Source organism: Microbacterium telephonicum, from assembly GCF_003651225.1.
GTDB lineage: Bacteria > Actinomycetota > Actinomycetes > Actinomycetales > Microbacteriaceae > Microbacterium > Microbacterium telephonicum.
Map to the genome: position 1 here is coordinate 799,813 of NZ_RCDB01000002.1, position 22,831 is coordinate 822,643.

The window sequence follows — 22,831 nt, forward strand, 5'->3', positions numbered from 1 at the left end:
GACGTGAAGAGTCGATGAATCGGGCTGCCGCCGCTGCCGGCTCAGTCCTCGAGGCCCGCGGGGACCGCCGACTCGGTGTCGGGGATGCCGTCCACGGCGGCCTTCTTGTCGGCCATCGCGAGCAGTCGGCGGATGCGGCCGGCGACGGCATCCTTGGTCAGCGGCGGGTCGGCGTGGTGCCCGAGCTCGTCGAGGCTCGCGTCGCGGTGCGCGAGGCGCAGATCGCCCGCCTGCTTGAGGTGCGGGGGCACCTCGTCGCCCAGGATCTCGAGGGCGCGCTCGACGCGCGCACACGCGGCGACGGCCGCCTGCGCGGAGCGGCGGAGGTTTGCATCGTCGAAGTTCACGAGCCGGTTGACGCCGGCGCGCACTTCGCGTCGCTGACGCAGCTGCTCCCAGGCGCCGGCGGTGCGGGCGGCGCCCATCTCCGCGAGCGCGGCGCGGATCGCCTCGCCGTCGCGTACGACCACGCGGGGCGCACCGCGCACCTCGCGGGCCTTCGCGGCGACGCCGAGGCGATGTGCCGCCCCGACGAGGGCCATCGCTGCTTCGCCGGACGGGCAGGCGATCTCGAGCGCGGCGGAACGACCCGGGTCGCTGAGGGTGCCGGCGGCGAGGAACGCGCCGCGCCAGATGGCGGCGAGGTCATGCCGGGCGCCCGTGGTGAGCTTGTTGGGGAGCCCGCGGACGGGGCGTCGACGCTGGTCGAGCAGACCCGTCTGCCGCGCGAGCGTCTCGCCGCCGTCGATCACGCGGACGGCGTAGTGCCCGCCGGCACGGCCGCCGGAGGCCTGCACGTGCGCGATCTCAGGGCGAACCCCGTAGATCTCGACGAGGTCGCGCGCCACGCGACGGGCCAGGACGTCGGTCTCCACTTCGGCTTCGACGGCGACGCGGCCGGCGATGGAGTGCAGTCCGCCGGAGAACCGCAGGAGCGCGGTCACCTCGGCGATCCGGGCCGAGGGGCGGGGGTCGCGGAGGGCTGCCAGCTCCGTCTTCACGTCGGCGGTCAGCGACACAGCGATCCTTCTGTCGGGTGGAGGGGGAAGATCCCAGCCTACTCGCGGCCGAGGTCGCGATGCTTCACGTTGACGGCGACCCCGGGCACCTCCCGCAGCCGTGTGGCGAGCTCGAGCGCCGTCACGACCGACCGGTGCTTGCCTCCGGTGCAGCCCACCGCGATGACGGAGTGGCGCTTGTTCTCGCTCTGGTAGCCCAGCAGCACCGGTCGCAGCGCGGCGGCGTACGCGTCGATGAACTCCGTCGCGCCGTTCTGCGCCAGCACGTAGTCGCGCACTTCGGGGGCTTCGCCGGTGTGCGCGCGCAGTTCGGGAACCCAGAACGGGTTCGGCAGGAAGCGCATGTCGGCGACGAGGTCGGCGTCCGGCGGCATGCCGTACTTGAAGCCGAAGCTCATGACGGTCGTCGTGTGCCGGGCCTCGCCGTCGACGGCGAAGACGTCGACGATGCGGGTGGACAACTGGTGGATGTTGAGGGTGCTGGTGTCGACGATGACGTCGGCGGCCTCGCGGATGATCGCGACCCGCTCCCGCTCGCGACGGATGCCGTCGAGGATCGTCCCGTCGCCCTGCAGCGGGTGCGGGCGGCGCACCGCCTCGAAGCGCCGGACCAGGGCATCGTCGGAGGCGTCGAGGAACAGCACCCGCAGCTGGCTGGCGTCACGCAGGGCGCGGGTGATCGCGGGCAGCTCGCGGAAGAGGTCGCGGCCGCGCACGTCCACGACGGCGGCGATCTTCGGCATGGCGCTGCCCGCCGCGCTGGAGAGCTCGAGCAGCGGTCGCAGCATCTGCGGCGGCAGGTTGTCGACGACGTACCAACCGAGGTCCTCGAGCGCGTTGGCGGCGGTGGTGCGTCCGGCGCCGGACATGCCGGTCACGATGAGCACCTCGCCGGGCGCCTGCGTGTCGTCCTGCGGTTCCGGGTGGGGGTCGTCCCCGTGCTCTGCCACGCTCGCTGTCCTCTCGGCTCGGGGTTCCAGCCTATCCAGGACGATCGCCTCAGCGCGCGGCGAGGTGCCGGTGGATCCCCTCGGCGAGGGTCGGGCCGATCCCGGGCAGCTCCGCGATCTCGGCCGGCGTCGCCTGCTTGAGGCGGGCGACCGAGCCGAAGTGCTTCAGGAGGGCCCGGATGCGGGTCTCGCCGAGTCCCGGCACTTCGGACAGCACCGAGGTGATGTCGCGCTTGCGGCGCTTGCGCTGGTGCGTGATCGCGAACCGGTGCGCCTCGTCGCGCAGCCGCTGGAGCAGGTACAGCGCCTCGGACGTGCGCGGCAGGATGACGGGGTACTCCTCCCCCGGCAGCCACACCTCTTCGAGCCGCTTGGCGATGCCGCACAGCGCGATCTCGGTGTGGCCGGCATCCTCGAGGGCTCGGGCGGCGGCTTCGACCTGCGGCCTGCCGCCGTCGACGACGAGCAGCTGCGGACGGTAGGCGAATCGGGGCCGCTTGCGCGTCGTGACGACATCGCCGTCGGCGGTCGCGTCGGGCACGGGTTCGTCGTCTTCGGGCTCGTCGACGCGGGCGAGGCGCCGGGTGAGCACCTGATAGAGCGAGTCGGTGTCGTCGGTCGTCTCGGCGACGCCGAACGAGCGGTACTGGTCCTTGCGGGGCAACCCATCTTCGAAGACCACCATCGAGGCGACGACGTTGGTGCCGCTCAGGTGCGACACGTCGTAGCACTCGATGCGCAGCGGCGCCTCGTCGAGGCCGAGCGCCTCCTGCAGGTCGTTCAGTGCCCGCGTGCGCGCCGTATAGTCGCTCGTGCGCCGCGTCTTGTGGAGGATGAGGGCCTGCTGCGCATTGATCGTCGCCGTCTTGAGCAGCTCGGCCTTCGATCCGCGCTGCGCGAGCTGCAGCGAGACGCGCTTGCCGCGACGCTCCTGCAGCCAGGCCTCCAGCTCGGCGGCGTCGTCGGGCAGTGACGGCACGAGCACCTGCCGCGGGATGTCGGATGCCGGTGCCTGCCCGTAGGTGCGCTGCAGCACCTGGTCGACGAGGTCAGCACCGGAGATGTCGAGTTCCTTGTCGATCGTGAGTGCGCGCACGCCGCGCACGCGACCGCCGCGGACGACGAAGTGCTGCACGGCGGCGGAGAGCTCGTCCTCGGCGATCCCGAACAGGTCGGCGTCGGTGTCTTCGCTCAGCACGAGCGCCGAGCGGTTCAGGACGGCGTCGATCGCCTGCAGGCGGTCGCGGTACAGGGCCGCCGATTCGTAGTCCATGGCGGCGGCGGACTCCCGCATCCGCGCGGTGAGTTCCCGCGTGAAGCGCTTGTCGCCCCCGGAGAGGAAGGCGACGAAGTCGTCGACGATCGCGCGGTGCTCCTCGACGGTGACCCGCATCGAGCACGGCCCACCGCACCGGCCGATCTGTCCCGGGAAGCAGGGACGCCCGGTCGCCATCGCCTTCTTGTACGAGGCGTCGCTGCACGTGCGGATCGGGAAGACCTTGATCATCAGGTCGATCGTGTCGTGCACCGCCCACACCTTCGGATACGGGCCGAAGTACTTCGCACCGGGGATGCGGCGGTTGCGGGTGACGATGACGCGCGGCGCCTCGTCGGCGAGCGTCACCGCCATGTAGGGATAGGACTTGTCGTCCTTGTAGCGCACGTTGAACGGCGGCGAGAACTCCTGGATCCAGGTGTACTCGAGCTGCAGCGAGTCGACGTCGGTCGCGACGACGGTCCATTCGACGGAGGCGGCGGTGAGCACCATCCGGCGCGTGCGCTCGTGGAGCGTGTGCAGCGGCGCGAAGTAGTTCGACAGGCGCGCCCGCAGGTTCTTCGCCTTGCCGACGTACAGCACGCGGCCGTCCGCGTCGCGGAACCGGTAGACGCCCGGGTTCGTCGGGATCTCGCCCTGCTTCGGCTTGTAGGGCAGCTGGTCGGCCACCGCCTCACCCGGCCTTGCGCGCGCGCTGCTCCAGAGCGGGTCCGCCGAGGATCTCGGCGAGGAACGCGCCGGTGTGGCTGCCCTCGACCATCGCGACCTGCTCCGGCGTGCCCGTGGCCATGACCTCGCCACCGCCGGCGCCGCCCTCGGGTCCGAGGTCGATGATCCAGTCGCTGGACTTGATCACGTCGAGGTTGTGCTCGATCACGATCACCGTGTTGCCCTTGTCGACGAGGCCGTTCAGCACCTCGAGCAGGCGCGCCACGTCTTCGAAGTGCAGGCCCGTCGTCGGCTCGTCGAGCACGTAGATGCTGCGTCCGTTCGAGCGACGCTGCAGCTCGGTGGCGAGCTTGACGCGCTGCGCCTCGCCGCCCGACAGGGTCGTCGCCGACTGACCGAGGCGCACGTAGCCGAGGCCGACGTCGACGAGCGTCTTCATGTAGCGATGGATCGCCTGGATCGGCTCGAAGAACTCCGCGGCCTCCGAGATCGGCATCTCGAGCACCTCGGCGATGTTCTTGCCCTTGTAGTGCACGGCGAGCGTGTCGCGGTTGTAGCGCTTGCCGTGGCAGACCTCGCAGTCGACGTACACGTCGGGCAGGAAGTTCATCTCGATCTTGATCGTGCCGTCGCCCGAGCACGCCTCGCAGCGACCGCCCTTGACGTTGAACGAGAAGCGCCCGGGCTGGTAGCCGCGCGCCTTCGCCTCGGGCGTCTCGCTGAACAGCGTGCGGATGCGGTCGAACACGCCCGTGTATGTGGCGGGGTTCGAGCGCGGCGTGCGCCCGATCGGCGCCTGGTCGACGTGCACGACCTTGTCGAGGTTGTCGAGTCCGGTGACGCGCGTGTGCTTGCCGGCGACGCGACGCGCCCCGTTCAGGCGGGTCGCGAGCACTTCGTACAGGATGCCGTTCACGAGCGACGACTTGCCCGAGCCGCTGACGCCGGTGACCGACGTGAGCACGCCCAGCGGGAAGTCGACGGTCACGTTCTTGAGGTTGTTCTCGCGGGCGCCGACGACGGTCACCTGACGCTTCTTGTCGATGCGGCGCCGCTTGGTGGGCGTCTCGATCGCGCGGCGACCGCTGAGGTAGTCGCCGGTGAGAGAGCGGGGGTCCTCGAGGAGTGAGGCGAGCGGTCCGGAATGGACGACCTCGCCGCCGTTGACCCCGGCGCGCGGACCGATGTCGACGACCCAGTCGGCGGCGTGGATGGTCTCCTCGTCGTGCTCGACGACGATCAGCGTGTTGCCGAGCCCCTTCAGACGCACGAGCGTCTCGATGAGCCGGCGGTTGTCGCGCTGGTGCAGGCCGATCGACGGCTCGTCCAGCACGTACAGCACGCCGGTCAGCCCCGAGCCGATCTGCGTCGCGAGGCGGATGCGCTGCGCCTCGCCTCCCGAGAGCGAGCCGGCGGAGCGGCTGAGGCTGAGGTAGTTGAGGCCGACCTGGATGAGGAAGTCGAGACGCGCTCGGATCTCGCGCAGCACGGCGGCGGCGATCTTCGCCTCGCGGTCGGTGAGCTCGAGGTCGGCGAAGAACGCCTGCGCGTCGCCGAGGCTCAGGCGCGACGCGTCGGCGATCGAGTGGCCGTGCACCTGCACGGCGAGCACCTCGGGCTTCAGGCGCGCCCCGTCGCACACGGGGCACGGCACCTCGCGCAGATACTCGGACCAGCGCTGACGCTGGGTGTCGGACTCGGCCTGCGTGTACTGCCGCTCGATGTAGGGGATGACACCCTCGAAGCCCGACGAGTAGCGCATCTCGCGTCCGTAGCGGTTCTTCCACCGCACCGTGACCTTGTAGTTCTCGCCGCGGAGGACCGCATCCTTCACCTCCTGGCGCAGCTTGCGCCACGGGGTGTCGAGCGAGAAGTCGAGGTCGTCGGCGAGACCCACGAGCAGCCGCTCGTAGTACTGGAACAGTCCCTTGCCCTGCGTGGTCCACGGCAGGATGACGCCCTCGTTGATCGAGAGGTCTTCGTCGCCGAGCATGAGCTCGACGTCGACCGACATCCGGGTGCCCAGTCCGGAACAGGCCGGGCACGCGCCGAACGGCGCGTTGAACGAGAACGTGCGCGGCTCGATCTCGGTCAGCTGCAGCGGGTGGCCGTTGGGGCAGGCGAGCTTCTCGCTGAAGCTCTGCCACGCGTCGTCGCCCTCTTCGTCGACGAAGTTGACCTGCATGACACCGCCGGCCAGGCCCAGCGCCGTCTCGACGGAGTCGGTCACGCGGCCGAGGATGCCGGGGGCGGCGACGAGGCGGTCGACGACGACCGCGATGTCGTGTTTGTAGCTCTTCTTCAGCGTCGGCGGCTCGGCGAGCTGCACGAGGTCGCCGTCGACGACGGCGCGCGCGTACCCCTTGGCGGAGAGCTCCTTGAAGAGGTCGACGAACTCGCCCTTCTTCTGCGTGACGACGGGGGCGACGATCTGGTAGCGGGTGCGATCGGGCAGCTCCATGAGCTGGTCGGCGATCTGCTGCACGGTCTGACGCTGGATCTGCTCGCCACACTCGGGGCAGTGCGGGATGCCCACGCGTGCCCACAGCAGACGCATGTAGTCGTGGATCTCGGTGATCGTGCCGACGGTCGAGCGCGGGTTGCGGTTGGTCGACTTCTGGTCGATGGAGACGGCGGGGCTGAGGCCCTCGATGAAGTCGACGTCGGGACGGTCGACCTGACCGAGGAACTGCCGCGCATACGAGCTCAGCGACTCGACGTAGCGGCGCTGCCCCTCGGCGAAGATCGTGTCGAACGCGAGGCTCGATTTACCCGAACCGGACAGGCCCGTGAACACGACGAGCGCGTCGCGCGGGATGTCGAGATCGACGTCTTTGAGGTTGTGCACGCGGGCGCCGCGGACGCTGAGCGTGGAGTCGGTGGGAACGGGGACGATGGGCACCGCACAAGTCTAGGTCGGGCCTCCGACACCGGCTCCGCTGCGCTCACTCTCCCGGTTCGGACGGCCCGGTGGGCATCGCGCGCCGACCGGCGAACGGCGCCAGGGCGTCACGCAGCGCGACGAGCGCGGTGGCGTCGACACCGACGCGCGCCATGATCTGCACGGGCACCTCGAGCGCCCGTGCGCGCAGCGCCCGTCCGGCCTCGGTGAGACCGATCCGCAGCACGCGCTCGTCGGCGGCGCTGCGCGCGCGGCTCACGAGACCCTGCGCCTCCAGGCGCTTGACGAGCGGCGAGAGCGTCGCCGGCTCCATCGCGAGCTCGGCGGCGAGCTCCCCCAGAGCGCGCGGTGAGTCCTCCCACAGCGCGAGCATCACGAGGTACTGGGGGTGGGTGAGGCCGAGCGGCTCGAGCACGGGCCGGTAGATCGAGACGACGTTGCGCGCGGCGGTGACCAGCGCGAAACAGAGCTGGTTCTCCAACTTCAACAGGTCGTCTCCGGGCACCTCACGCAGATCCACGGTCTCCATCCTCCCATCGACCAGATTTGATTAGTACACTAATCTTCATGGCACGAAAAGAGCGATCGCCGTTGCGTCAGCGGGTGCAGGATGCCGGCGGCTGGTACGCCTATCTCAATTCGCGCCTCATCCGCGCGGCGGGCCCGGCATCCGTCGGTCCGTACGACTCGGAGCCGGAGCCGGTGCGAACCGAGCGCGCCTGTCCGCTCTGCGGCGCGCCGATGTCGGCGCACACGTTCGACCGCACCGGCCCCAAGCCGCTCATGCACTGCCCCGCCTGAGCAACGGGACGAATCGCCGCCGCCTATGCGTGCCCGGCGCGCTCCATCGCCCGCAGCTCCTTCTTGAGGTCTTGTACCTCGTCGCGCAGCCGTGCGGCGAGCTCGAACTTCAGCTCTCCGGCGGCCGCGAGCATCTGGTTGGAGAGGTCTTCGATCGTCGCCTCCAGCTGCGCCGCCCCCTCAGCCGCGATGCCTTCGCGCCTTAGCTGCGGTGTCGGGCTCTTGCCCTTTCCGGACTTGTTCTTGGCAGAGGCCTTGCCCGAGAGCAGATCACGCGTGTCGGCCGCCTCACGGGCGAGCACGTCGGTGATGTCGGCGATCTTCTTGCGCAGCGGCTGCGGGTCGATGCCGTTGGCGAGGTTGTAGGCGATCTGCTTCTCGCGGCGCCGGTCGGTCTCCTCGATCGCCGCCGCCATCGAATCGGTCATCGTGTCGGCGTACATGTGCACTTCGCCGGAGACGTTGCGCGCCGCGCGCCCGATCGTCTGGATGAGCGACGTTCCGCTGCGCAGGAACCCCTCTTTGTCGGCATCGAGGATCGCCACGAGCGACACCTCCGGCAGGTCGAGGCCCTCGCGCAGCAGGTTGATGCCGACGAGGACGTCGTACACGCCGCTGCGCAGTTCGGTGAGCAGCTCGACGCGCCGCAGCGTGTCGACGTCGGAGTGGAGGTAGCGCACGCGCACACCGTGCTCGCCGAGGAAGTCGGTGAGCTCCTCGGCCATCTTCTTGGTCAGCGTGGTCACGAGCACGCGCTCGTCGCGCTCGACCCGGACGCGGATCTCCTCGAGGAGGTCGTCGATCTGCCCCTTGGAGGGCTTGACGAGGATCTGCGGGTCGACGAGGCCCGTCGGGCGGATGATCTGCTCGACCACACCGTCGGCGATCCCCATCTCGTAGCGACCGGGTGTCGCCGACAGATACACCGTCTGGCCGACGCGCTGCTTGAACTCGTCGAAGCGCAGCGGGCGGTTGTCCATCGCGCTGGGCAGGCGGAATCCGTGGTCGACGAGGGTGCGCTTGCGCGAAGCGTCTCCCTCGTACATGGCTCCGATCTGCGGCACCGTCACGTGCGACTCGTCGATGACCATGAGGAAGTCGTCGGGGAAGAAGTCCAGCAGCGTGTGCGGCGGCTCTCCCGGCCCGCGACCGTCGAGGTGGCGCGAGTAGTTCTCGATGCCGGAGCAGAAGCCGAGCTGCTGCAGCATCTCGAGGTCGAACGTCGTGCGCATCCGCAGCCGCTGCGCCTCGAGCAGCTTGCCCTGCCCTTCGAGCTCTTTCAGGCGCTCGCCCAGTTCGTGCTCGATCGTGCCGATGGCGCGCTGCACGGTCTCTGTGCCCGCGGCGTAGTGGGTCGCCGGGAAGATCGGGACGCTGTCGAGCTTCTGCACCACGTCTCCGGTGAGCGGATGCAGCATGTAGAGACCCTCGATCTCGTCGCCGAACATCTCGACCCGGATGGCGTACTCCTCATAGACCGGGATGATCTCGATCGTGTCGCCGCGTACCCGGAAGTTGCCGCGCGAGAAGTCGACGTCGTTGCGGTTGTACTGCATCGCGATGAACTTGCGGATCAGGGCGTCGCGGTCGTACCGCTCCCCCACCTGCAGTGCGACCATCGCGCGCAGGTACTCCTCGGGCGAACCGAGGCCGTAGATGCACGAGACGGTGGAGACGACGACGACGTCGCGGCGACTCAGCAGCGAGTTGGTCGTGGAGTGGCGCAGCCGCTCGACCTCGGCGTTGACCGAGGAGTCCTTCTCGATGAAGGTGTCGGTCTGCGGCACGTAGGCCTCGGGCTGGTAGTAGTCGTAGTAGCTGACGAAGTACTCGACCGCATTGTGCGGCATGAGGTCGCGGAACTCGTTGGCCAGCTGGGCGGCCAGGGTCTTGTTGTGCGCGAGCACGAGCGTGGGCCGCTGCACCTGCTCGATGAGCCAGGCCGTCGTGGCCGACTTGCCGGTTCCGGTCGCGCCCAGCAGCACGACGTCGGTCTCGCCGGCGTTGATGCGCGCCGCGAGGTCGGCGATCGCCTGCGGCTGATCGCCACTCGGGGCGTACTCGCTCACGACCTCGAAGGGCCGCACGGATCGCGTGGTCTGCATCCTTCCAGCGTAGGCGGGACCACCGACACCGGGGCGGCGTCCACTCAGTCCGTGCGCGCGGCCAGGCGCTCCCACAACTCGGCGACCTGGCGCTCGGTGTCGCCCATGGTCCCCGTGGTGTCGATCACGACGTCGGCGATGGCGAGCCGTCGCTCGTCGGAGACCTGCGCCGCGATGCGGGCGTCGGCGTCCGCCGGCGCCATCCCCCGCAGCGCGACCAGCCGCTCACGGCGCTGGGAGGCGGGCGCGTGGGCGACGACGACGAGGTCCCACGGATCGTCGACGCGCGCCTCGACCAGCAGCGGGACGTCGTAGACGACGACCGCATCCGGGTCGGCCGCGGCCGCGGCCTCGAAACGACGCTGCGATTCGATCCGCACCTTGGGATGCACGATCGCGTTGAGCCGCTGCAGCGCCTCCGGGTCGCCGAACACTCTCGCGCCGAGCGCCGCGCGATCGAGCGCACCGTCCTCCCCCAGCACGTCCTCGCCGAAAGCGCCGACGATCGCGGCGAGCACGGGCGTGCCCGGCTGCTGCACGTCCCGGACGATGGCGTCGGCGTCGACGATCACGGCGCCGCGCGCCGCCAGCAGCTGCGCGACGGTGGACTTACCCGACGCGATGCCGCCGGTGAGCGCGATGAGGGACACGAGGCCATCGTGCCACGACGGTTAGCATGGAGGCTTGCCGCCCGCACCTCGGGGAGGACCCATGGCACCCACCGCCGTCGTCGTCGAAGACGAATCGGACATCAGCGGGCTCATCACCACCGTGCTCGAGTCGTGCGGGTACGAGGTGCACGCCGCCGCCGACGGACTGTCGGCGGTCGAGCTCATCCGCCGCGTGGAGCCGCAGTTGACGACGCTGGACGTGAACATCCCCGGCATCGACGGCCTCGAGGTCGCGCGCCGCATCCGGGCGTTCAGCGACACCTACATCATCTTCATCTCCGCCTTCGTCGAGCCGGGCGACGCAGAGCGCGCCCGCGCCGCCGGCGGAGACGAGTACCTCGGCAAGCCCTTCCGTCCCCGCGACCTGCGCGCCCGGGTCACCGCCCTCCCCGCGCAGGGTAGGGTGCCCGTCGAGGCGTCCGGGTCGACGTCGGTCGCGTTCGCCGATGTCGAGGTGGATGCGTACGGCGCCCGCATCGCGGGGGTGCCGGTGCGTCCGGACCCCGCCGAGACCGCTGTGCTGCGCGCGCTCGTGCGCGCCCCCGGACGCCGTGTGCCCAAGACCGACCTCGCGCTGCTGCTGCGCGGCGACCGTTCACGGGAGAGCGAGCCCGGCACCGACGAGCTGCTCGCCGTGGAGAAGGCGGTCGGCAGTCTGCGTGCCCGCCTCGACGCGGCGGGGTCGACCGCGACGATCGAGTCGGTGCTGGGCGCGTCGTATCGTCTCGTCCCACGCTGAGCGGAGGTCAGAGCGGGTCGGCCAGCACGACCGCCGTGGTCCAGCCGGCCGCGCCGCGCTCGGCCGCGCCGGCCGCGGCGGTCAGCAGCCCCGAGGCTCCGTACCCGTTGACGTCGCTCAGCGCGACACCGACACCGACGCCCGGAAGTGCGCCGCCGGTGACGGCATCCAGTCCCGTCAGCAGCGACCGGTACAGTGCCATCGCGTGACGTCGGGCATCGGCGGCGGATGCGGCGACCCATGCGACCCCGAGGGAATCGCCGTCGGTCTCGCCGACCAGCACGAGCGCCGGCGATCCGTCGAGCACGCCGGCCCGCAGCGCCTCCCAGAGCTCGTCGGAGACGTCGGCGCCGTAGGCCCGCTCGATCGAGGCGAGATCGTCGAAGTGCACGATGGCGACCGCGACGAGCTCGTCGCGCCGCTGCGCCCGGGCGCACAGCTCGTCGAGATCCCGGCGGAAGACGTCGCGCGGGCGTACGGCGAACGCAGCGTCGACGGTGGCCGCGCCGATCCCGCCGCGGATGCGTGAACGGGTGGACTGCAGCACCGACGTGGCCACGACCGCCGTGATGGTGAGGGTCACCGTCAGCACGCTCGTGATGGCGGTGGAGAACCACGTCTGGAACAGTGCGGAGTGCGGCCCCGCCGCCAGGAACGCGATGCTCCGGGCCAGGTAATAGGCCGACTGGACGCAGAACACGATGCCGAGCGGCCTGGCGACGCGCGCGCGATGCAGCTCGCCGGTGAAGCACTCGACGGCGGCCATCCCCGCCAGCACCATGAGCGCTGCGAACATCCAGACCGCACCCGCCCAGTCGCCGAGGTCTTCCCATTCCCAGGAAGTGGCGGCACCGACCAGCACGCTCGTCGCCGCGACGAAGATCCCGGCCAGTCCGACGGGTTTGCGGTTGAACGCCCGGCATCCGAGCCACATGCCGCCCGTTGCGACGATGTACGCGGCGTTTCCGGCAGACACCGCCCACCATGTCTCCGGCTGCCAGGCCCAGACGAGGTAGGACACCGTCGTGAGCACGGCCGCCAGGTAGCCGAGCGACCAGAGTTGCCCCGGAGCCGCATCGTGGCGGCGCACGGTGTCGATGAGGAACAGCGTCGCGCTGACGACGATGACGAGCGCGGTGAAGGCCGCGACGGTGAAGGGATCGACGATCATGCGTGCTCCCGCCCGCGCCCGGTCGGACGCGAGGTCGGCAGCGTCACGGTGAAGGTGGCGCCGAGACCCAGCGTGCTGGTCACGGTGATGTCGCCGCCGTGGCGTCGCACGATGTCCCGGCTGATCGCGAGCCCGAGGCCGTTGCCGCTCACGTCGGAGCGCCCCACTGCGGCTCCGCGGTAATACCGCTGGAAGACGCCTGCCAGATCTTCCTCGCTGAGGCCCACCCCGGTGTCGGCGACGATGATCTCGGTCGCCTCGCCGTCCATGCGCGTCACGACGGAGACGTGACCGCCCGGGCGGTTGTATTTGACGGCGTTGGAGAGCAGGTTGTGGCACACCTGCTGCAGGCGCACCGGGTCGGCGTGCACCCGCGCGGGCAGGATGCCGGTCGCGTCGATCGCGACGTCCCGCTCGGCGGCGGCGGGCCGCAGCGACTCGACCGCCGCACGCACGACGGCGGCGGCGTCGACGTCGGCGGGGGTCAGCGGCAGCTGGGCACCGGCCTGGGCCGTGCTGGAGGCGGCGAGCACGTCGCCGACGAGCGCGAGCAGCTGCTCCGCGTTGCGATCGGCGATCTCGAGGTACTCGGACGCCTGTTGCGGCAGGCCCGGGACGTCGGCGGCGAGCTCGACGAAGCCGAGGATCGACGTGAGGGGGGTGCGCAGCTCGTGCGAAACCGATGCGACGAGCGCGTCGCGCTCGCGCAGGGCGGCGGTCTCGGCCGTGACGTCGCGCGTGACCAGCACCGCCCCGGTGTCGCGCCCGCCTTCGACGACGCGTCGCGCCGACACGCTCACGGCCTTCTCCGACCCGTCGGGCCACCGCAGCCACACGCGATGGTCGTCGAACGCCTCCCCGCGCCGGGCCCGCGCGATGGGCCAGTCGTCGCGGCCGAGCGGGGTCGTGGCGGCGGCATCCGCATAGATCGTCGCGCGCTCGCGTGCGCTGTTGAACTCGGTGTGCGCCTCGTTGGCCATCGAGATCGTGCCGTCGGACTCGATGCGCACGATGCCGAAGTCGACACCGTCCAGGGCATCGGTCACGAGCTGCTCGTGGCGGCGCGCGCGCTCGAGAGACGTCCGCAGCATCGCGGCCTGCGTGTCGAGAAGCCGCTCCTGCGCCCGCGCCCGGCGGGAAGCGAGGTAGGTCGCGGTCCCGACGACGATCAACGCGACCGGCAGCAGCACGAGCGAGAAGACGGTCCCCTGGCGGGGTTGGATCAGCGACGAGCCGAAATAGCACGCGAGGGTGAAGCCGAGGCCCAGGAGGTATCCCGTCGCCGCGAAGGACGTGCACAGCCACAGCAGCGGGAAGAACCACAGCAGCGTGTAGCCCGCGGTCGGGTCGGACAGGCGCATGAGCGTGATCGCGACGATGTCCAGCAGCGGGATGAGCATCGCGAAGATCGCGGGCAGGCGATGCCAGGGCACCGCGAACGCCGCTGCGGTGAGCAGCCACACGAGGGCGACGCCGACGAAGAACTCGTCCTGGTCGTCCCCGGCGACGGCGCCGACCACGAACAGGGTGACCACGAGCACGGCCGCGGCCAGCAGCAGCTGGTTGATGCGCACGGTGCGCGATCCGGCCCGGTCCGAGAAGAGCCGGTCCAGCCATGCGGGCGTGGGCCTCTCGGCGGCGCGGTCATCGGTCACGTCTCGACGCTAGCGGGTGCGGCACCCCTCGCGCGCCGCGACGCCCGGGAACGGCGAACGGGCCGGGACCTCGCGGTCCCGACCCGTTCGTACGGTGTGTCAGCCGATCAGCGGCCGGACAGCTTCTCGCGCAGAGCGGCGAGCGCCTCGTCGTCGGCCAGCGTGCCGCCCGAGGAGTTCGAGTCGGACGAGAAGGACGACGCGCCGGTCTCGACCGGGGCGGCAGCCTCGGCCTCAAGCGCCTTGGCGACGGCGGCCTTGTGCGCCTCCCAGCGACCCTGGGCGGCGGCGTACTCCTGCTCCCACTTCTCGCGCTGGGCGTCGAAGCCCTCGAGCCACTGGTTGGTCTCGGGGTCGAAGCCCTCGGGGTACTTGTACTCGCCGTTCTCGTCGTACTCGGTCGCCATGCCGTACAGCGCCGGGTCGAACTCGGTGCCGTTGGGGTCGACCGACTCGTTGGCCTGCTTCAGCGACAGCGAGATGCGGCGACGCTCGAGGTCGATGTCGATGATCTTGACGAAGACCTCTTCGCCGACCGACACGACCTGCTCGGCGAGCTCGACGTGCTTGCCCGACAGCTCGGAGATGTGCACGAGGCCCTCGATGCCGTCGGCGACGCGGACGAACGCGCCGAACGGGACGAGCTTGGTGACCTTGCCCGGAGCGACCTGGCCGATCGCGTGCGTGCGGGCGAAGACCTGCCACGGGTCCTCCTGCGTCGCCTTGAGCGAGAGCGAGACGCGCTCGCGGTCGAGGTCGACCTCGAGGATCTCGACGGTGACCTCCTGGCCCACCTCGACGACCTCGGAGGCGTGCTCGATGTGCTTCCAGGAGAGCTCGGAGACGTGCACGAGACCGTCGACGCCGCCGAGGTCGACGAACGCACCGAAGTTGACGATCGACGAGACGACGCCCTTGCGGACCTGGCCCTTGTGCAGGTTGTTGAGGAACGTGGTGCGCGACTCGGACTGCGTCTGCTCGAGCAGGGCGCGGCGCGAGAGCACGACGTTGTTGCGGTTCTTGTCGAGCTCGAGGATCTTCGCCTCGATCTCCTGGCCGAGGTACGGCGTCAGGTCGCGGACGCGGCGCAGCTCGATGAGCGAGGCCGGCAGGAAGCCGCGGAGGCCGATGTCGACGATGAGACCGCCCTTGACGACCTCGATGACCGAACCGGTCACGACACCGTCGTTCTCCTTGATCTTCTCGACGTCGCCCCAGGCGCGCTCGTACTGGGCGCGCTTCTTGGACAGGATGAGACGACCTTCCTTGTCCTCCTTCTGGAGAACCAGGGCCTCGACCTCGTCGCCGACCTTGACGACCTCGTTGGGGTCGACGTCGTGCTTGATGGAAAGCTCGCGCGAGGGGATGACGCCCTCGGTCTTGAAGCCCACGTCGAGGAGGACCTCGTCGCGGTCGACCTTCACGACGGTTCCTTCGATGAGGTCGCCGTCGTTGAAGGACTTGATGGTGAGTTCGACCGCGGCGAGGAAGTCCTCAGCGGATCCGATGTCGTTGATCGCGATCTGCTTGGTAGCCGGGGCGGTCGTTGCGGTAGTCATGTAGTGGGTTGTCCTTGTTGAGGGTGGGTGTCGGGCTTCGCACTCCCCGGCCGCGCGAACGCGATCGGATGCCGGAGCCGAAGCGGTGGGTAGGATTGCTCGTCACCGAGGCATGGCATCAGAGCCACACGAGTGACACTCCAGGGTATCAGAATCCGGGCGCGCGTCGCAGGCCGCTCAGCCGCGCATCGGCTCGGCGGGTGCCTCGGGATCCAGCGGCTCGGCATCCGGCCGCGAGAGGGTCAGCACCGACCACGCGACACGGGGGCTCGCGGCGAGGTCGTCCTCGATCGCGTTGAGGCGCGCCGCCACCTCGTGCTCGGGGCCGTCGCCGGCCAGGTCGACCGCGGCGAGCAGGAACACGCGGCCGGGTCCGACGTACTCGATGTGGAGGTACGTCACCGCCGCGACGTCCGCGTGCGCCTGCAGCCGCCGCAGGGCGGCGGCCCGCACCGACGGGTCGACGACGACGCCGACGAGATATCGGCTGTTCTGCCGGATGAGGGTGAGCGCGACGACGGCCAGCAGCACGCCGACGAGGATCGATCCGATCGCGTCGGGAACCGCCGATCCGGTGATCTGGTGCAGCAGGATGCCGGCGAAGGCGATGACGAGCCCGATGAGCGCGGCCGCATCCTCGAAGAAGACGGCACGCAGTGTCGGGTCCGAGGTGCGCATGACGTGGTCGAAGAGGTCGCGCTCGGCCGCGCGCGCCCGGCGTCGCGACTGGCGTAGCGCCTGCAGGAAGGAGACGCCCTCGAGCACGAAGGCGACGCCGAGCACCGCATAGGAGACGCCGAACCGATCGGCGGGCTCCGGATCCAGCAGTTCGCTCACGCCGTGCATGACCGAGACGACCGCGCCGACCGCGAACAGACCGAACGCCGCGAACATCGACCACACGTACGCGTCACGGCCGTAGCCGAGCGGATGCCGGGCGTCGGCGGGCCGCACGCTGCGTCGGGCGGCGACGTACAGGAACACCTCGTTGCCGGTGTCCGCCCAGGAGTGGGCGGCCTCCGCGACCATGCTCGCTGCACCGGTGAGGGCCGCGGCGACGGTCTTGGCGACGGCGACCAGCAGGTTCGCGCCGAGGGCGACCAGGACGGTCGTGAGCGATTCGGGCGCGTCGTCGGTGTGCGCACGGTCGTGACGCGGACGCGAGGGGGACATGGCGCACACCCTACGCCCGCCCCGCGGGGTCTGGTGGGGCGTCAGCCCCTCAGCGCACCGCGCCGTCGAGGTACCACCAGCGGCCGGACTGGAACGCGAACCGGCTGCGCTCGTGCAGCTCGCCGGCGTCCCGTCCCTGCCGCCAGCGTGCCCGGAACTCCACGACGCCGCGCCGGTCGCCCGGCTGCCCTGCCACGACGTCGACGATCTCCAGTCCCACCCAGCGGAGGCCCGCCTCGAGGTCGAGGCTCTCCGGCCGAGTCCCCGGATGCCAGGAGTCCGCGAGGTGTGCGGCGTCGCCGAGCGCGAAGGCGGTGTAGCGCGACCGCATGAGCGCCTCCGCCGTGCGCGCCGGGGTCCCGGCGAGCACCGGTCCGCAGCAGTCGCCGAAACGCGCGCCGCCACCGCACGGGCAGGGGGCGGCATCCGCGATCGCCCGCGTGGCGCCGGTCATCGGCCCGCCCGCTGCGCGCACGCGACGCAGCGTGTGGCCTCCGGCCGGGCCGCCAGCCGCGCCGACGGGATCGCCGCGCCGCAGTCCGCGCACACGCCGTATTCCCCCGCCTCCGCGCGGACGAGCGCCTCGGCGAGCGCCCGCCGCTCGCCGCGCAGGTCGTCGCGCACGCCGGCGAGCCTCGACCACTCCGACGAGAGCGTCACCCCCTCGGGGTCGTGCTCGTCGTCGGCGGCGTCCTCACCCCGCGCCCGGCGCAGCCCGGCCAGCTCCTCGTCGAGCCGCGCGATCCGCGCGTCGAGGAGGGAGGCGGCCGCCCGCAGCCCCGCCGGCACGTCGGTGTCCATCGTCCTCAGGGTAGTCGGGGACCCGGGCGTGGCGCGCGCGGCCGTGACAGGATGACCCCGTGTCCGATCGACTGATGCTGCTCGATTCCGCGAGCCTGTACTTCCGCGCGTTCTACGGCGTTCCCGACACGGTGGAGGCCCCCGACGGCCGTCCCGTCAATGCTGTCCGCGGCTTCCTGGACATGATCGCGAAGCTCGTGACGACGTACGAGCCGACGCACCTGGTGGCGTGCTGGGACGACGATTGGCGCCCGCAGTGGCGCGTCGACCTGATCCCGACGTACAAGACGCACCGCGTCGCGGAGGTCGTCGCCGGCGCACCCGACGTCGAAGAGGTGCCCGATCCGCTCGAGACACAGGTCCCGGTGATCCGCGAGGCCCTCGCCACCCTCGGCGTCCCGGTGGTCGGTCGCGCCGCGCACGAAGCCGACGACGTCATCGGCAGCTACGCCTCGCAGGCGTCCATGCCCGTCGACGTCGTGACCGGCGACCGCGACCTGTTCCAGCTCGTCGACGACGCGCGCGACGTGCGCGTGGTCTACACGGGTCGCGGCATGAGCAACCTCGAAGTGCTCACCGACGCCGCCGTCGTCGCCAAGTACGGCATCCTCCCGTCGCAGTACGCCGACTTCGCCACACTGCGCGGCGACGCGTCCGACGGCCTGCCGGGGGTCGCCGGGGTGGGCGACAAGACCGCCGCGTCGCTTCTGGCCGCGCACGGCGATCTCGCCGGCATCCGTGCGGCCGCCGCGACGGGCGAGGGCATCGCCGCGGGCGTGCGCGCCAAGGTGCTCGCCGCGGCCGACTACCTCGACGTCGCCCCGACGGTGGTGGCGGTCGTGCGCGATCTCGACCTCCCGCCGGTCCCCCGCATCACGGCGCCGGATGCCGCCGCCGTCGACGCCCTCGCGACGCGCTGGTCACTGGGCTCGTCCGCGGAGCGCGCCGCGGCCGCCCTGCACGCGCGGGCCTGAGCGCCGAGAGCGAGAGCGGTCAGCGTGGGAGCGCTCAGCGCGCGAGCCACTCCCGCAACCGCTCGAGCGGCCAGGTCGTGACGATGCGCTCGGCGGGCACGCCGGCGCGCTCGGCCCGGGCGGCGCCCTCGTCGAGCAGACCGAGCTGACCGGGCGCGTGCGCGTCGGAGTCGATCGAGAACAGGCAGCCCTCCTCGAGCGCGACGGCGATGAGCTCGTCCGGCGGATCCTCGCGCTCGGGACGCGCGTTGATCTCGACCGCGACGCCGTGCGCGGCGCAGGCGGCGAAGACGGCGCGCGCGTCGAGCGTCGACGGCGGACGCGTCCCGCGCTCGCCGCGGATGAGGCGACCCGTGACGTGCCCCAGTACGTCGACGCGCGAGTCCGACACCGCCGCGATCAGGCGCCGCGTCATGGGGCCGCGCTCCATCCGAAGCTTCGAGTGCGCCGATGCGACGACGACGTCGAGCTCGTCGAGCAGGTCCGGCTCCTGGTCGAGGGCGCCGTCCTCGAGGATGTCGACCTCGATGCCGCTGAGCAGCGTGAACCCGCCGCCGCTGAAGCCCGCGACGACGTCGAGCTGTTCGCGCAGACGCTCCGCGGAAAGCCCGCGTGCGACGCGCAGCCTCGGCGAGTGGTCGGTGAGCGCCAGGTACTCGTGCCCGAGCGCCCGGGCGGCGGCGACCATCGCCTCGATCGGGGTCTGCCCGTCCGACCACTCCGAGTGGCAGTGCAGGTCGCCGCGCAGCGCGGCCCGCAGCGACGAGACGGCCGGCGCGTAGCGGGCCCGCAGCTCGGCGAGGTAGGCGGGCACCTCGCCGGCCACCGCTTCCTGGATGACGGCGAGCGAGGTGTCCCCGACGCCGGCCGTGCGTCGCAGCAGGGCGCTGTCGGCGAGCTGGTCGGGCGTGAAGTCCTCGATCGCCCGCGCCGCGGCACGGAACGCCTTCGACCGGTAGCGCGAGGCCCGTTCGCGTTCGAGCAGCGTCGCGATCTCGGTCAGCGCGTCGATCGGATCCATGACGGCACCGTAACGCCGAAAAGGCCCGCACACACGGTGCGGGCCTTTTCGATGCGGGTCAGGATGCGACGCTGGCGCGGCGAACGACGACCGGGATCGACGCGAGGCGGTGGATCGCCCAACCGAACAGGATCGACAGGACACCGACACCCATCGCGAACGCGGCGACACCGAAGGAGACGACCGAGGTGAACAGCGACGAGCGCAGGAACGAGGCGTTCATGAGCGTCGCACGTACGGGGTCCTCGCGGTCGAGCTGGGCGTAGGTCTTGCCGTCGGACATCTCCAGCGCGTGGTGCTGGATGATGTCGGCCTGGACGTAGGCGGTGAACGGGCCGGACACGGTCTGGCCCTGGAAGGCGGCGGCGTCGTCCGGGACGACGATGTTCTCGGCCTGGAGCTGGGTGGAGACCATGATCCAGACGACGATTCCGACGACGATGAGCGCGACTCCGCCCAGCATGCCGAGGATGCCGGCGGCCTTGACGAGGCCGACCTTCTTCTCGGGGGGCGCGACGGTGTCCGCGGTAGTGACAGCTGCTTCAGACATGGGAGCGATTCCTCTCGGGGGCTCTTCCGAGCCGGTGGATGACTTCACGCTATCGAGCGCCTTCATAGCGGGGGAAGGGTCGCGCCGGGAAAAATGGGAATCAGCTGAAAGCTGGTCAGACCACAGGACGGGACGTCGCGTCGATCCACGCCGACAGGGTGTTCGCCGCCGCTCCCGAATCGATCGCCGCGGCCGCGTCGGCCATCGCGGCGACCAGCCTCTCGACGATCGCGATCTGCGCCTGGGCGGCATCCTGCGACAGCCGGTAGGCGACGATCCCCGCCGCCGCGTTCAGCAGCACGATGTCGCGCACCGGGCCCGACTCCCCCGCGAGCACCCGGTGGACAACGCTCGCGTTGTGCGCGGCGTCGCCCCCGAGCAGATCGTCGATGCGCGCGAGCGGGATGCCGAGGTCGCGCGGATCGAGATCGTGCTCACGCACGTCGCCGCGGCTGATCTCCCACAGCCGGCTGTGGCCCGTCGTGGTCAGCTCGTCGAGCCCGTCGTCTCCGCGGAAGACGAGGGCGGTCGCCCCGCGGGTGCGGAAGACGCCCGTGATGAGGGGCACGCGGTCCGCGCTCGCGACGCCGACGGCGTTGGCCTCGGCCCGGGCCGGGTTGCACAGCGGCCCCAGGAAGTTGAACACCGTCGGCACGCCGAGCTCGGCCCGCGTCGGACCGGCGTGGCGGAATCCGGGATGGAAAGCGGAGGCGAAGGCGAAGGTGATGCCCGTCTCGGCCAGTACCGAGGCGACGCGCTCCGGCGGCAGCGTCAGGTCGATCCCGAGCGCCCCCAGCACGTCCGACGAGCCGGATGCGGAACTCGCGGCGCGGTTGCCGTGCTTGACGACCGGGATGCCGGTGGCAGCCGCGACGATCGAGGACATCGTCGACACGTTGACGGTGCCGAAGCGGTCGCCGCCGGTCCCGACGATGTCGAGGACGTCGGCGGGCACCGGGAGGGGCAGCGCCGCCTCGAGGATCGCGTCCCGGAAGCCCACGACCTCGTCGACGGTCTCCCCCTTCGCACGCAGCGCCACGAGGAACCCGGCCAGCTGCGACGGGGTCGCCTCCCCCGCCATCACCTTGCGCATCGCCCACGTGGACTCGGAGACGCTCAGGTCGCGTCGCGACAGCAGTGCGGTGAGGATCTCGGGCCAGGAGTACAGCTCCGTCATGGCCCCCGATCCTATCGGGGCGCGCACAGCGAACTCGCGGGAGACTCCGAGCGAGCTCGGATCCCCTCCGAAAGTCGAACCCACCTTCAGTGATGCGGAAAGCCGTCGCCGAATCAGCCATAATGGGGACGTGACGACGACTCCTGCGACCTATTCCCAGGCCTTGCGATCCGTGAAACGGCCGGATCCGGTCGCTGTCGGCACCATCGTGTGGCTCGGCAGCGAGGTGATGTTCTTCGCCGGTCTGTTCGCGATCTACTTCACGCTGCGCAACGCCTCGCCCGAACTGTGGGCCGAGCGCACCGAGCTGCTGAACATCCCGTTCGCCGCCGTCAACACGCTCATCCTGGTGCTCTCGTCGTTCACCGCCCAGGCCGGCGTCTTCGCCGCCGAGCGCTTCCAGCCCTACCGCAAGGGCTCCATCTGGCAATTCCGTCAGTGGGGCATGGTCGAGTGGTTCTTCCTCACCTTCGTCATGGGTGCGGTCTTCGTCTCGGGCCAGGTCTGGGAGTACGCGACGCTCGTGCTGGAGGGCATGCCCATCAGCGCCGACTCCTACGCGTCGGCCTTCTACCTCACCACCGGTTTCCACGCCCTGCACGTGACCGGCGGTCTCATCGCGTTCCTGCTCGTGATCGGGCGGGCCTACGCGGTCAAGAACTTCGGCCGCAAGGAGATGACCTCCTCGATCGTCGTCTCCTACTACTGGCACTTCGTCGACGTCGTGTGGATCGTCCTGTTCGTCGTCATCTACTTCGTCAAGTGACGAGAGCGGAGCTGAGTACGTCCATGGCATCCAAGAAACAGCGCCAGACCGGCCGCCGCAGCAAGTGGGCGGCCGCCGCCCTCATCGGCATCGGCCTGCTCGTCAGCGGCGGCATCTACGCCGGCGCCTCCGCGGCGATGGCCGCGACCGAGCCGACCCAGTCCTCGGCCGCGTCGTTGACCGTCGAAGACGGCAAGAAGCTCTTCCAGGCCAACTGCGCCACGTGCCACGGCCTCAACATGGAGGGCACCGCGGACGGCCCGTCGCTGTACGGCGTCGGCGAGCTCGCGGTCGAGTTCCAGATGTCGACGGGGCGCATGCCGCTGCAGATGCAGGGGCCGCAGGCTCCACAGAAGCCGGTGCAGTTCACCGAAGACCAGATCAAGGCCGTCGCGGCGTGGGTGCAGTCCACCTCCCCCGGCCCGTCCTACCCGTCGGACGAGACCCTCGACGGCGAGGGCGACGTGGCCAACGGCGCCGAGCTGTTCCGCATCAACTGCGCGATGTGCCACAACGTCGCCGCCGCCGGCGGCGCCCTGACCGAGGGCAAGTACGCCCCCGCGCTGACGACGACCAGCCCGCTGCACATCTACGCGGCGATGGTCACCGGCCCGCAGAACATGCCGGTCTTCAACGACATGACCCTCACCACCGACGAGAAGCGCGACATCATCTCCGCGCTCATGTGGATGCAGCAGAACGAGTCGGCCGGAGGCTTCAACCTCGGCTCGCTCGGCCCCGTCTCCGAGGGCCTGTTCATCTGGATCTTCGGCATCGGGTCCCTCATCGGCCTCACCGTGTGGATCACGGCGAAGTCGAACTGATCACACTGACGTAGACGTAGGAAAGCGA

At 70.6% G+C, this 22,831-nt stretch carries 21 protein-coding genes; 5 read left to right on the forward strand and 16 right to left on the reverse strand.

Annotated elements, in window-relative coordinates; translation table 11 throughout:
- Positions 1-41: 41 nt before the first annotated feature.
- Genes whiA through C7474_RS08790 form a run of 5 tightly spaced genes read right to left on the reverse strand, consistent with a single transcriptional unit; the run spans position 42 to position 7,336 of the window.
- On the reverse strand, positions 42-1,019 hold the full coding sequence (whiA, locus tag C7474_RS08770) for a DNA-binding protein WhiA (protein WP_121058992.1): 978 nt from the start codon (positions 1,017-1,019) through the stop codon (positions 42-44).
- A 38-nt stretch (positions 1,020-1,057) separates the two neighbouring features.
- A complete protein-coding gene (gene rapZ / locus C7474_RS08775) occupies positions 1,058-1,969 on the reverse strand; it encodes an RNase adapter RapZ (protein ID WP_277870593.1) in 912 nt (303 codons plus the stop codon).
- 49 nt (positions 1,970-2,018) lie between these two features.
- Complete coding sequence (gene uvrC / locus C7474_RS08780) at positions 2,019-3,914, reverse strand: excinuclease ABC subunit UvrC (RefSeq protein ID WP_121058994.1); 1,896 nt, start codon at positions 3,912-3,914, stop codon at positions 2,019-2,021.
- Positions 3,915-3,918: 4 nt separating this feature from the next.
- Positions 3,919-6,816, reverse strand: coding sequence for an excinuclease ABC subunit UvrA (gene uvrA, locus C7474_RS08785; protein ID WP_121058996.1), 2,898 nt, complete (start codon positions 6,814-6,816; stop codon positions 3,919-3,921).
- A gap of 43 nt (positions 6,817-6,859) precedes the next feature.
- The gene (locus C7474_RS08790; RefSeq protein WP_241965169.1) at positions 6,860-7,336 is read right to left on the reverse strand and encodes a MarR family winged helix-turn-helix transcriptional regulator; all 477 of its coding nucleotides are present in this window, start codon (positions 7,334-7,336) and stop codon (positions 6,860-6,862) included.
- A gap of 47 nt (positions 7,337-7,383) precedes the next feature.
- Here C7474_RS08790 and C7474_RS08795 point away from each other — a divergent pair, with 47 nt between their 5' ends.
- Positions 7,384-7,617 (forward strand): hypothetical protein, encoded by a 234-nt coding sequence (locus C7474_RS08795; protein ID WP_199692403.1) that lies wholly within the window; start codon positions 7,384-7,386, stop codon positions 7,615-7,617.
- A gap of 23 nt (positions 7,618-7,640) precedes the next feature.
- Here the strand turns inward: C7474_RS08795 and uvrB are convergent, their stop codons facing one another.
- Positions 7,641-9,722 carry an excinuclease ABC subunit UvrB gene (gene uvrB / locus C7474_RS08800; RefSeq protein WP_121059000.1) on the reverse strand — a complete coding sequence of 694 codons (2,082 nt, stop codon included), beginning with the start codon at positions 9,720-9,722 and terminating at the stop codon, positions 7,641-7,643.
- Positions 9,723-9,766: 44 nt separating this feature from the next.
- Positions 9,767-10,372: a dephospho-CoA kinase gene (gene coaE, locus C7474_RS08805; RefSeq protein WP_121059001.1), complete on the reverse strand. Its 606-nt coding sequence runs from the start codon at positions 10,370-10,372 to the stop codon at positions 9,767-9,769.
- A 61-nt stretch (positions 10,373-10,433) separates the two neighbouring features.
- Here coaE and C7474_RS08810 point away from each other — a divergent pair, with 61 nt between their 5' ends.
- Positions 10,434-11,132, forward strand: a complete 699-nt coding sequence (locus tag C7474_RS08810) for a response regulator transcription factor (protein WP_121059003.1) — start codon at positions 10,434-10,436, stop codon at positions 11,130-11,132.
- Positions 11,133-11,139: 7 nt separating this feature from the next.
- Here the strand turns inward: C7474_RS08810 and C7474_RS08815 are convergent, their stop codons facing one another.
- The 6 genes from C7474_RS08815 to C7474_RS08840 all read right to left on the reverse strand — a co-directional run bounded on the left by C7474_RS08815 (position 11,140) and on the right by C7474_RS08840 (position 17,491).
- Complete coding sequence (locus tag C7474_RS08815; RefSeq protein WP_121059005.1) at positions 11,140-12,303, reverse strand: diguanylate cyclase; 1,164 nt, start codon at positions 12,301-12,303, stop codon at positions 11,140-11,142.
- Positions 12,300-13,958 (reverse strand): sensor histidine kinase, encoded by a 1,659-nt coding sequence (locus tag C7474_RS08820; protein WP_121059008.1) that lies wholly within the window; start codon positions 13,956-13,958, stop codon positions 12,300-12,302. Before C7474_RS08820 ends, C7474_RS08815 begins: the two co-directional genes overlap by 4 nt.
- 107 nt (positions 13,959-14,065) lie before the next feature.
- Entirely contained in the window at positions 14,066-15,517 is a 1,452-nt protein-coding gene (gene rpsA, locus C7474_RS08825) for a 30S ribosomal protein S1 (protein WP_121059009.1), read from the reverse strand.
- Between the two features lie 177 nt (positions 15,518-15,694).
- A complete protein-coding gene (locus C7474_RS08830) occupies positions 15,695-16,690 on the reverse strand; it encodes a cation diffusion facilitator family transporter (RefSeq protein ID WP_121059011.1) in 996 nt (331 codons plus the stop codon).
- A 49-nt stretch (positions 16,691-16,739) separates the two neighbouring features.
- Positions 16,740-17,144 carry a YchJ family protein gene (locus tag C7474_RS08835; protein ID WP_121059397.1) on the reverse strand — a complete coding sequence of 135 codons (405 nt, stop codon included), beginning with the start codon at positions 17,142-17,144 and terminating at the stop codon, positions 16,740-16,742.
- On the reverse strand, positions 17,141-17,491 hold the full coding sequence (locus C7474_RS08840) for a TraR/DksA family transcriptional regulator (protein WP_121059013.1): 351 nt from the start codon (positions 17,489-17,491) through the stop codon (positions 17,141-17,143). Before C7474_RS08840 ends, C7474_RS08835 begins: the two co-directional genes overlap by 4 nt.
- 59 nt (positions 17,492-17,550) lie before the next feature.
- Between C7474_RS08840 and C7474_RS08845 the strand changes: the two genes are divergently transcribed.
- Positions 17,551-18,465, forward strand: a complete 915-nt coding sequence (locus tag C7474_RS08845; protein ID WP_121059015.1) for a 5'-3' exonuclease — start codon at positions 17,551-17,553, stop codon at positions 18,463-18,465.
- A 34-nt stretch (positions 18,466-18,499) separates the two neighbouring features.
- Here C7474_RS08845 and C7474_RS08850 read toward each other — a convergent pair whose 3' ends face one another.
- The 3 genes from C7474_RS08850 to trpD all read right to left on the reverse strand — a co-directional run bounded on the left by C7474_RS08850 (position 18,500) and on the right by trpD (position 21,213).
- Entirely contained in the window at positions 18,500-19,486 is a 987-nt protein-coding gene (locus C7474_RS08850) for a PHP domain-containing protein (RefSeq protein ID WP_121059017.1), read from the reverse strand.
- Positions 19,487-19,544: 58 nt separating this feature from the next.
- On the reverse strand, positions 19,545-20,036 hold the full coding sequence (locus C7474_RS08855; protein WP_121059019.1) for an aromatic ring-opening dioxygenase LigA: 492 nt from the start codon (positions 20,034-20,036) through the stop codon (positions 19,545-19,547).
- 115 nt (positions 20,037-20,151) lie between these two features.
- Positions 20,152-21,213 carry an anthranilate phosphoribosyltransferase gene (gene trpD / locus C7474_RS08860; protein ID WP_121059021.1) on the reverse strand — a complete coding sequence of 354 codons (1,062 nt, stop codon included), beginning with the start codon at positions 21,211-21,213 and terminating at the stop codon, positions 20,152-20,154.
- A 130-nt stretch (positions 21,214-21,343) separates the two neighbouring features.
- Here trpD and ctaE point away from each other — a divergent pair, with 130 nt between their 5' ends.
- On the forward strand, positions 21,344-21,979 hold the full coding sequence (gene ctaE / locus C7474_RS08865; protein WP_121059022.1) for an aa3-type cytochrome oxidase subunit III: 636 nt from the start codon (positions 21,344-21,346) through the stop codon (positions 21,977-21,979).
- 23 nt (positions 21,980-22,002) lie between these two features.
- Positions 22,003-22,803, forward strand: coding sequence for a cytochrome bc1 complex diheme cytochrome c subunit (gene qcrC / locus C7474_RS08870; RefSeq protein ID WP_121059024.1), 801 nt, complete (start codon positions 22,003-22,005; stop codon positions 22,801-22,803).
- Positions 22,804-22,831 lie beyond the last annotated feature (28 nt).

What these genes read in the sequence shown, in the direction of transcription:
- C7474_RS08795 (WP_199692403.1), top strand. Translation starts at nt 7,384, where the DNA reads ATGGCACGAAAAGAGCGATCGCCGTTGCGTCAGCGGGTGCAGGATGCC.
- uvrB (WP_121059000.1), bottom strand. Translation starts at nt 9,722, where the DNA reads ATGCAGACCACGCGATCCGTGCGGCCCTTCGAGGTCGTGAGCGAGTAC.
- C7474_RS08810 (WP_121059003.1), top strand. Translation starts at nt 10,434, where the DNA reads ATGGCACCCACCGCCGTCGTCGTCGAAGACGAATCGGACATCAGCGGG.
- C7474_RS08815 (WP_121059005.1), bottom strand. Translation starts at nt 12,303, where the DNA reads ATGATCGTCGATCCCTTCACCGTCGCGGCCTTCACCGCGCTCGTCATC.
- rpsA (WP_121059009.1), bottom strand. Translation starts at nt 15,517, where the DNA reads ATGACTACCGCAACGACCGCCCCGGCTACCAAGCAGATCGCGATCAAC.
- C7474_RS08830 (WP_121059011.1), bottom strand. Translation starts at nt 16,690, where the DNA reads ATGTCCCCCTCGCGTCCGCGTCACGACCGTGCGCACACCGACGACGCG.
- C7474_RS08835 (WP_121059397.1), bottom strand. Translation starts at nt 17,144, where the DNA reads ATGACCGGCGCCACGCGGGCGATCGCGGATGCCGCCCCCTGCCCGTGC.
- C7474_RS08840 (WP_121059013.1), bottom strand. Translation starts at nt 17,491, where the DNA reads ATGGACACCGACGTGCCGGCGGGGCTGCGGGCGGCCGCCTCCCTCCTC.
- C7474_RS08850 (WP_121059017.1), bottom strand. Translation starts at nt 19,486, where the DNA reads ATGGATCCGATCGACGCGCTGACCGAGATCGCGACGCTGCTCGAACGC.
- C7474_RS08855 (WP_121059019.1), bottom strand. Translation starts at nt 20,036, where the DNA reads ATGTCTGAAGCAGCTGTCACTACCGCGGACACCGTCGCGCCCCCCGAG.
- trpD (WP_121059021.1), bottom strand. Translation starts at nt 21,213, where the DNA reads ATGACGGAGCTGTACTCCTGGCCCGAGATCCTCACCGCACTGCTGTCG.
- qcrC (WP_121059024.1), top strand. Translation starts at nt 22,003, where the DNA reads ATGGCATCCAAGAAACAGCGCCAGACCGGCCGCCGCAGCAAGTGGGCG.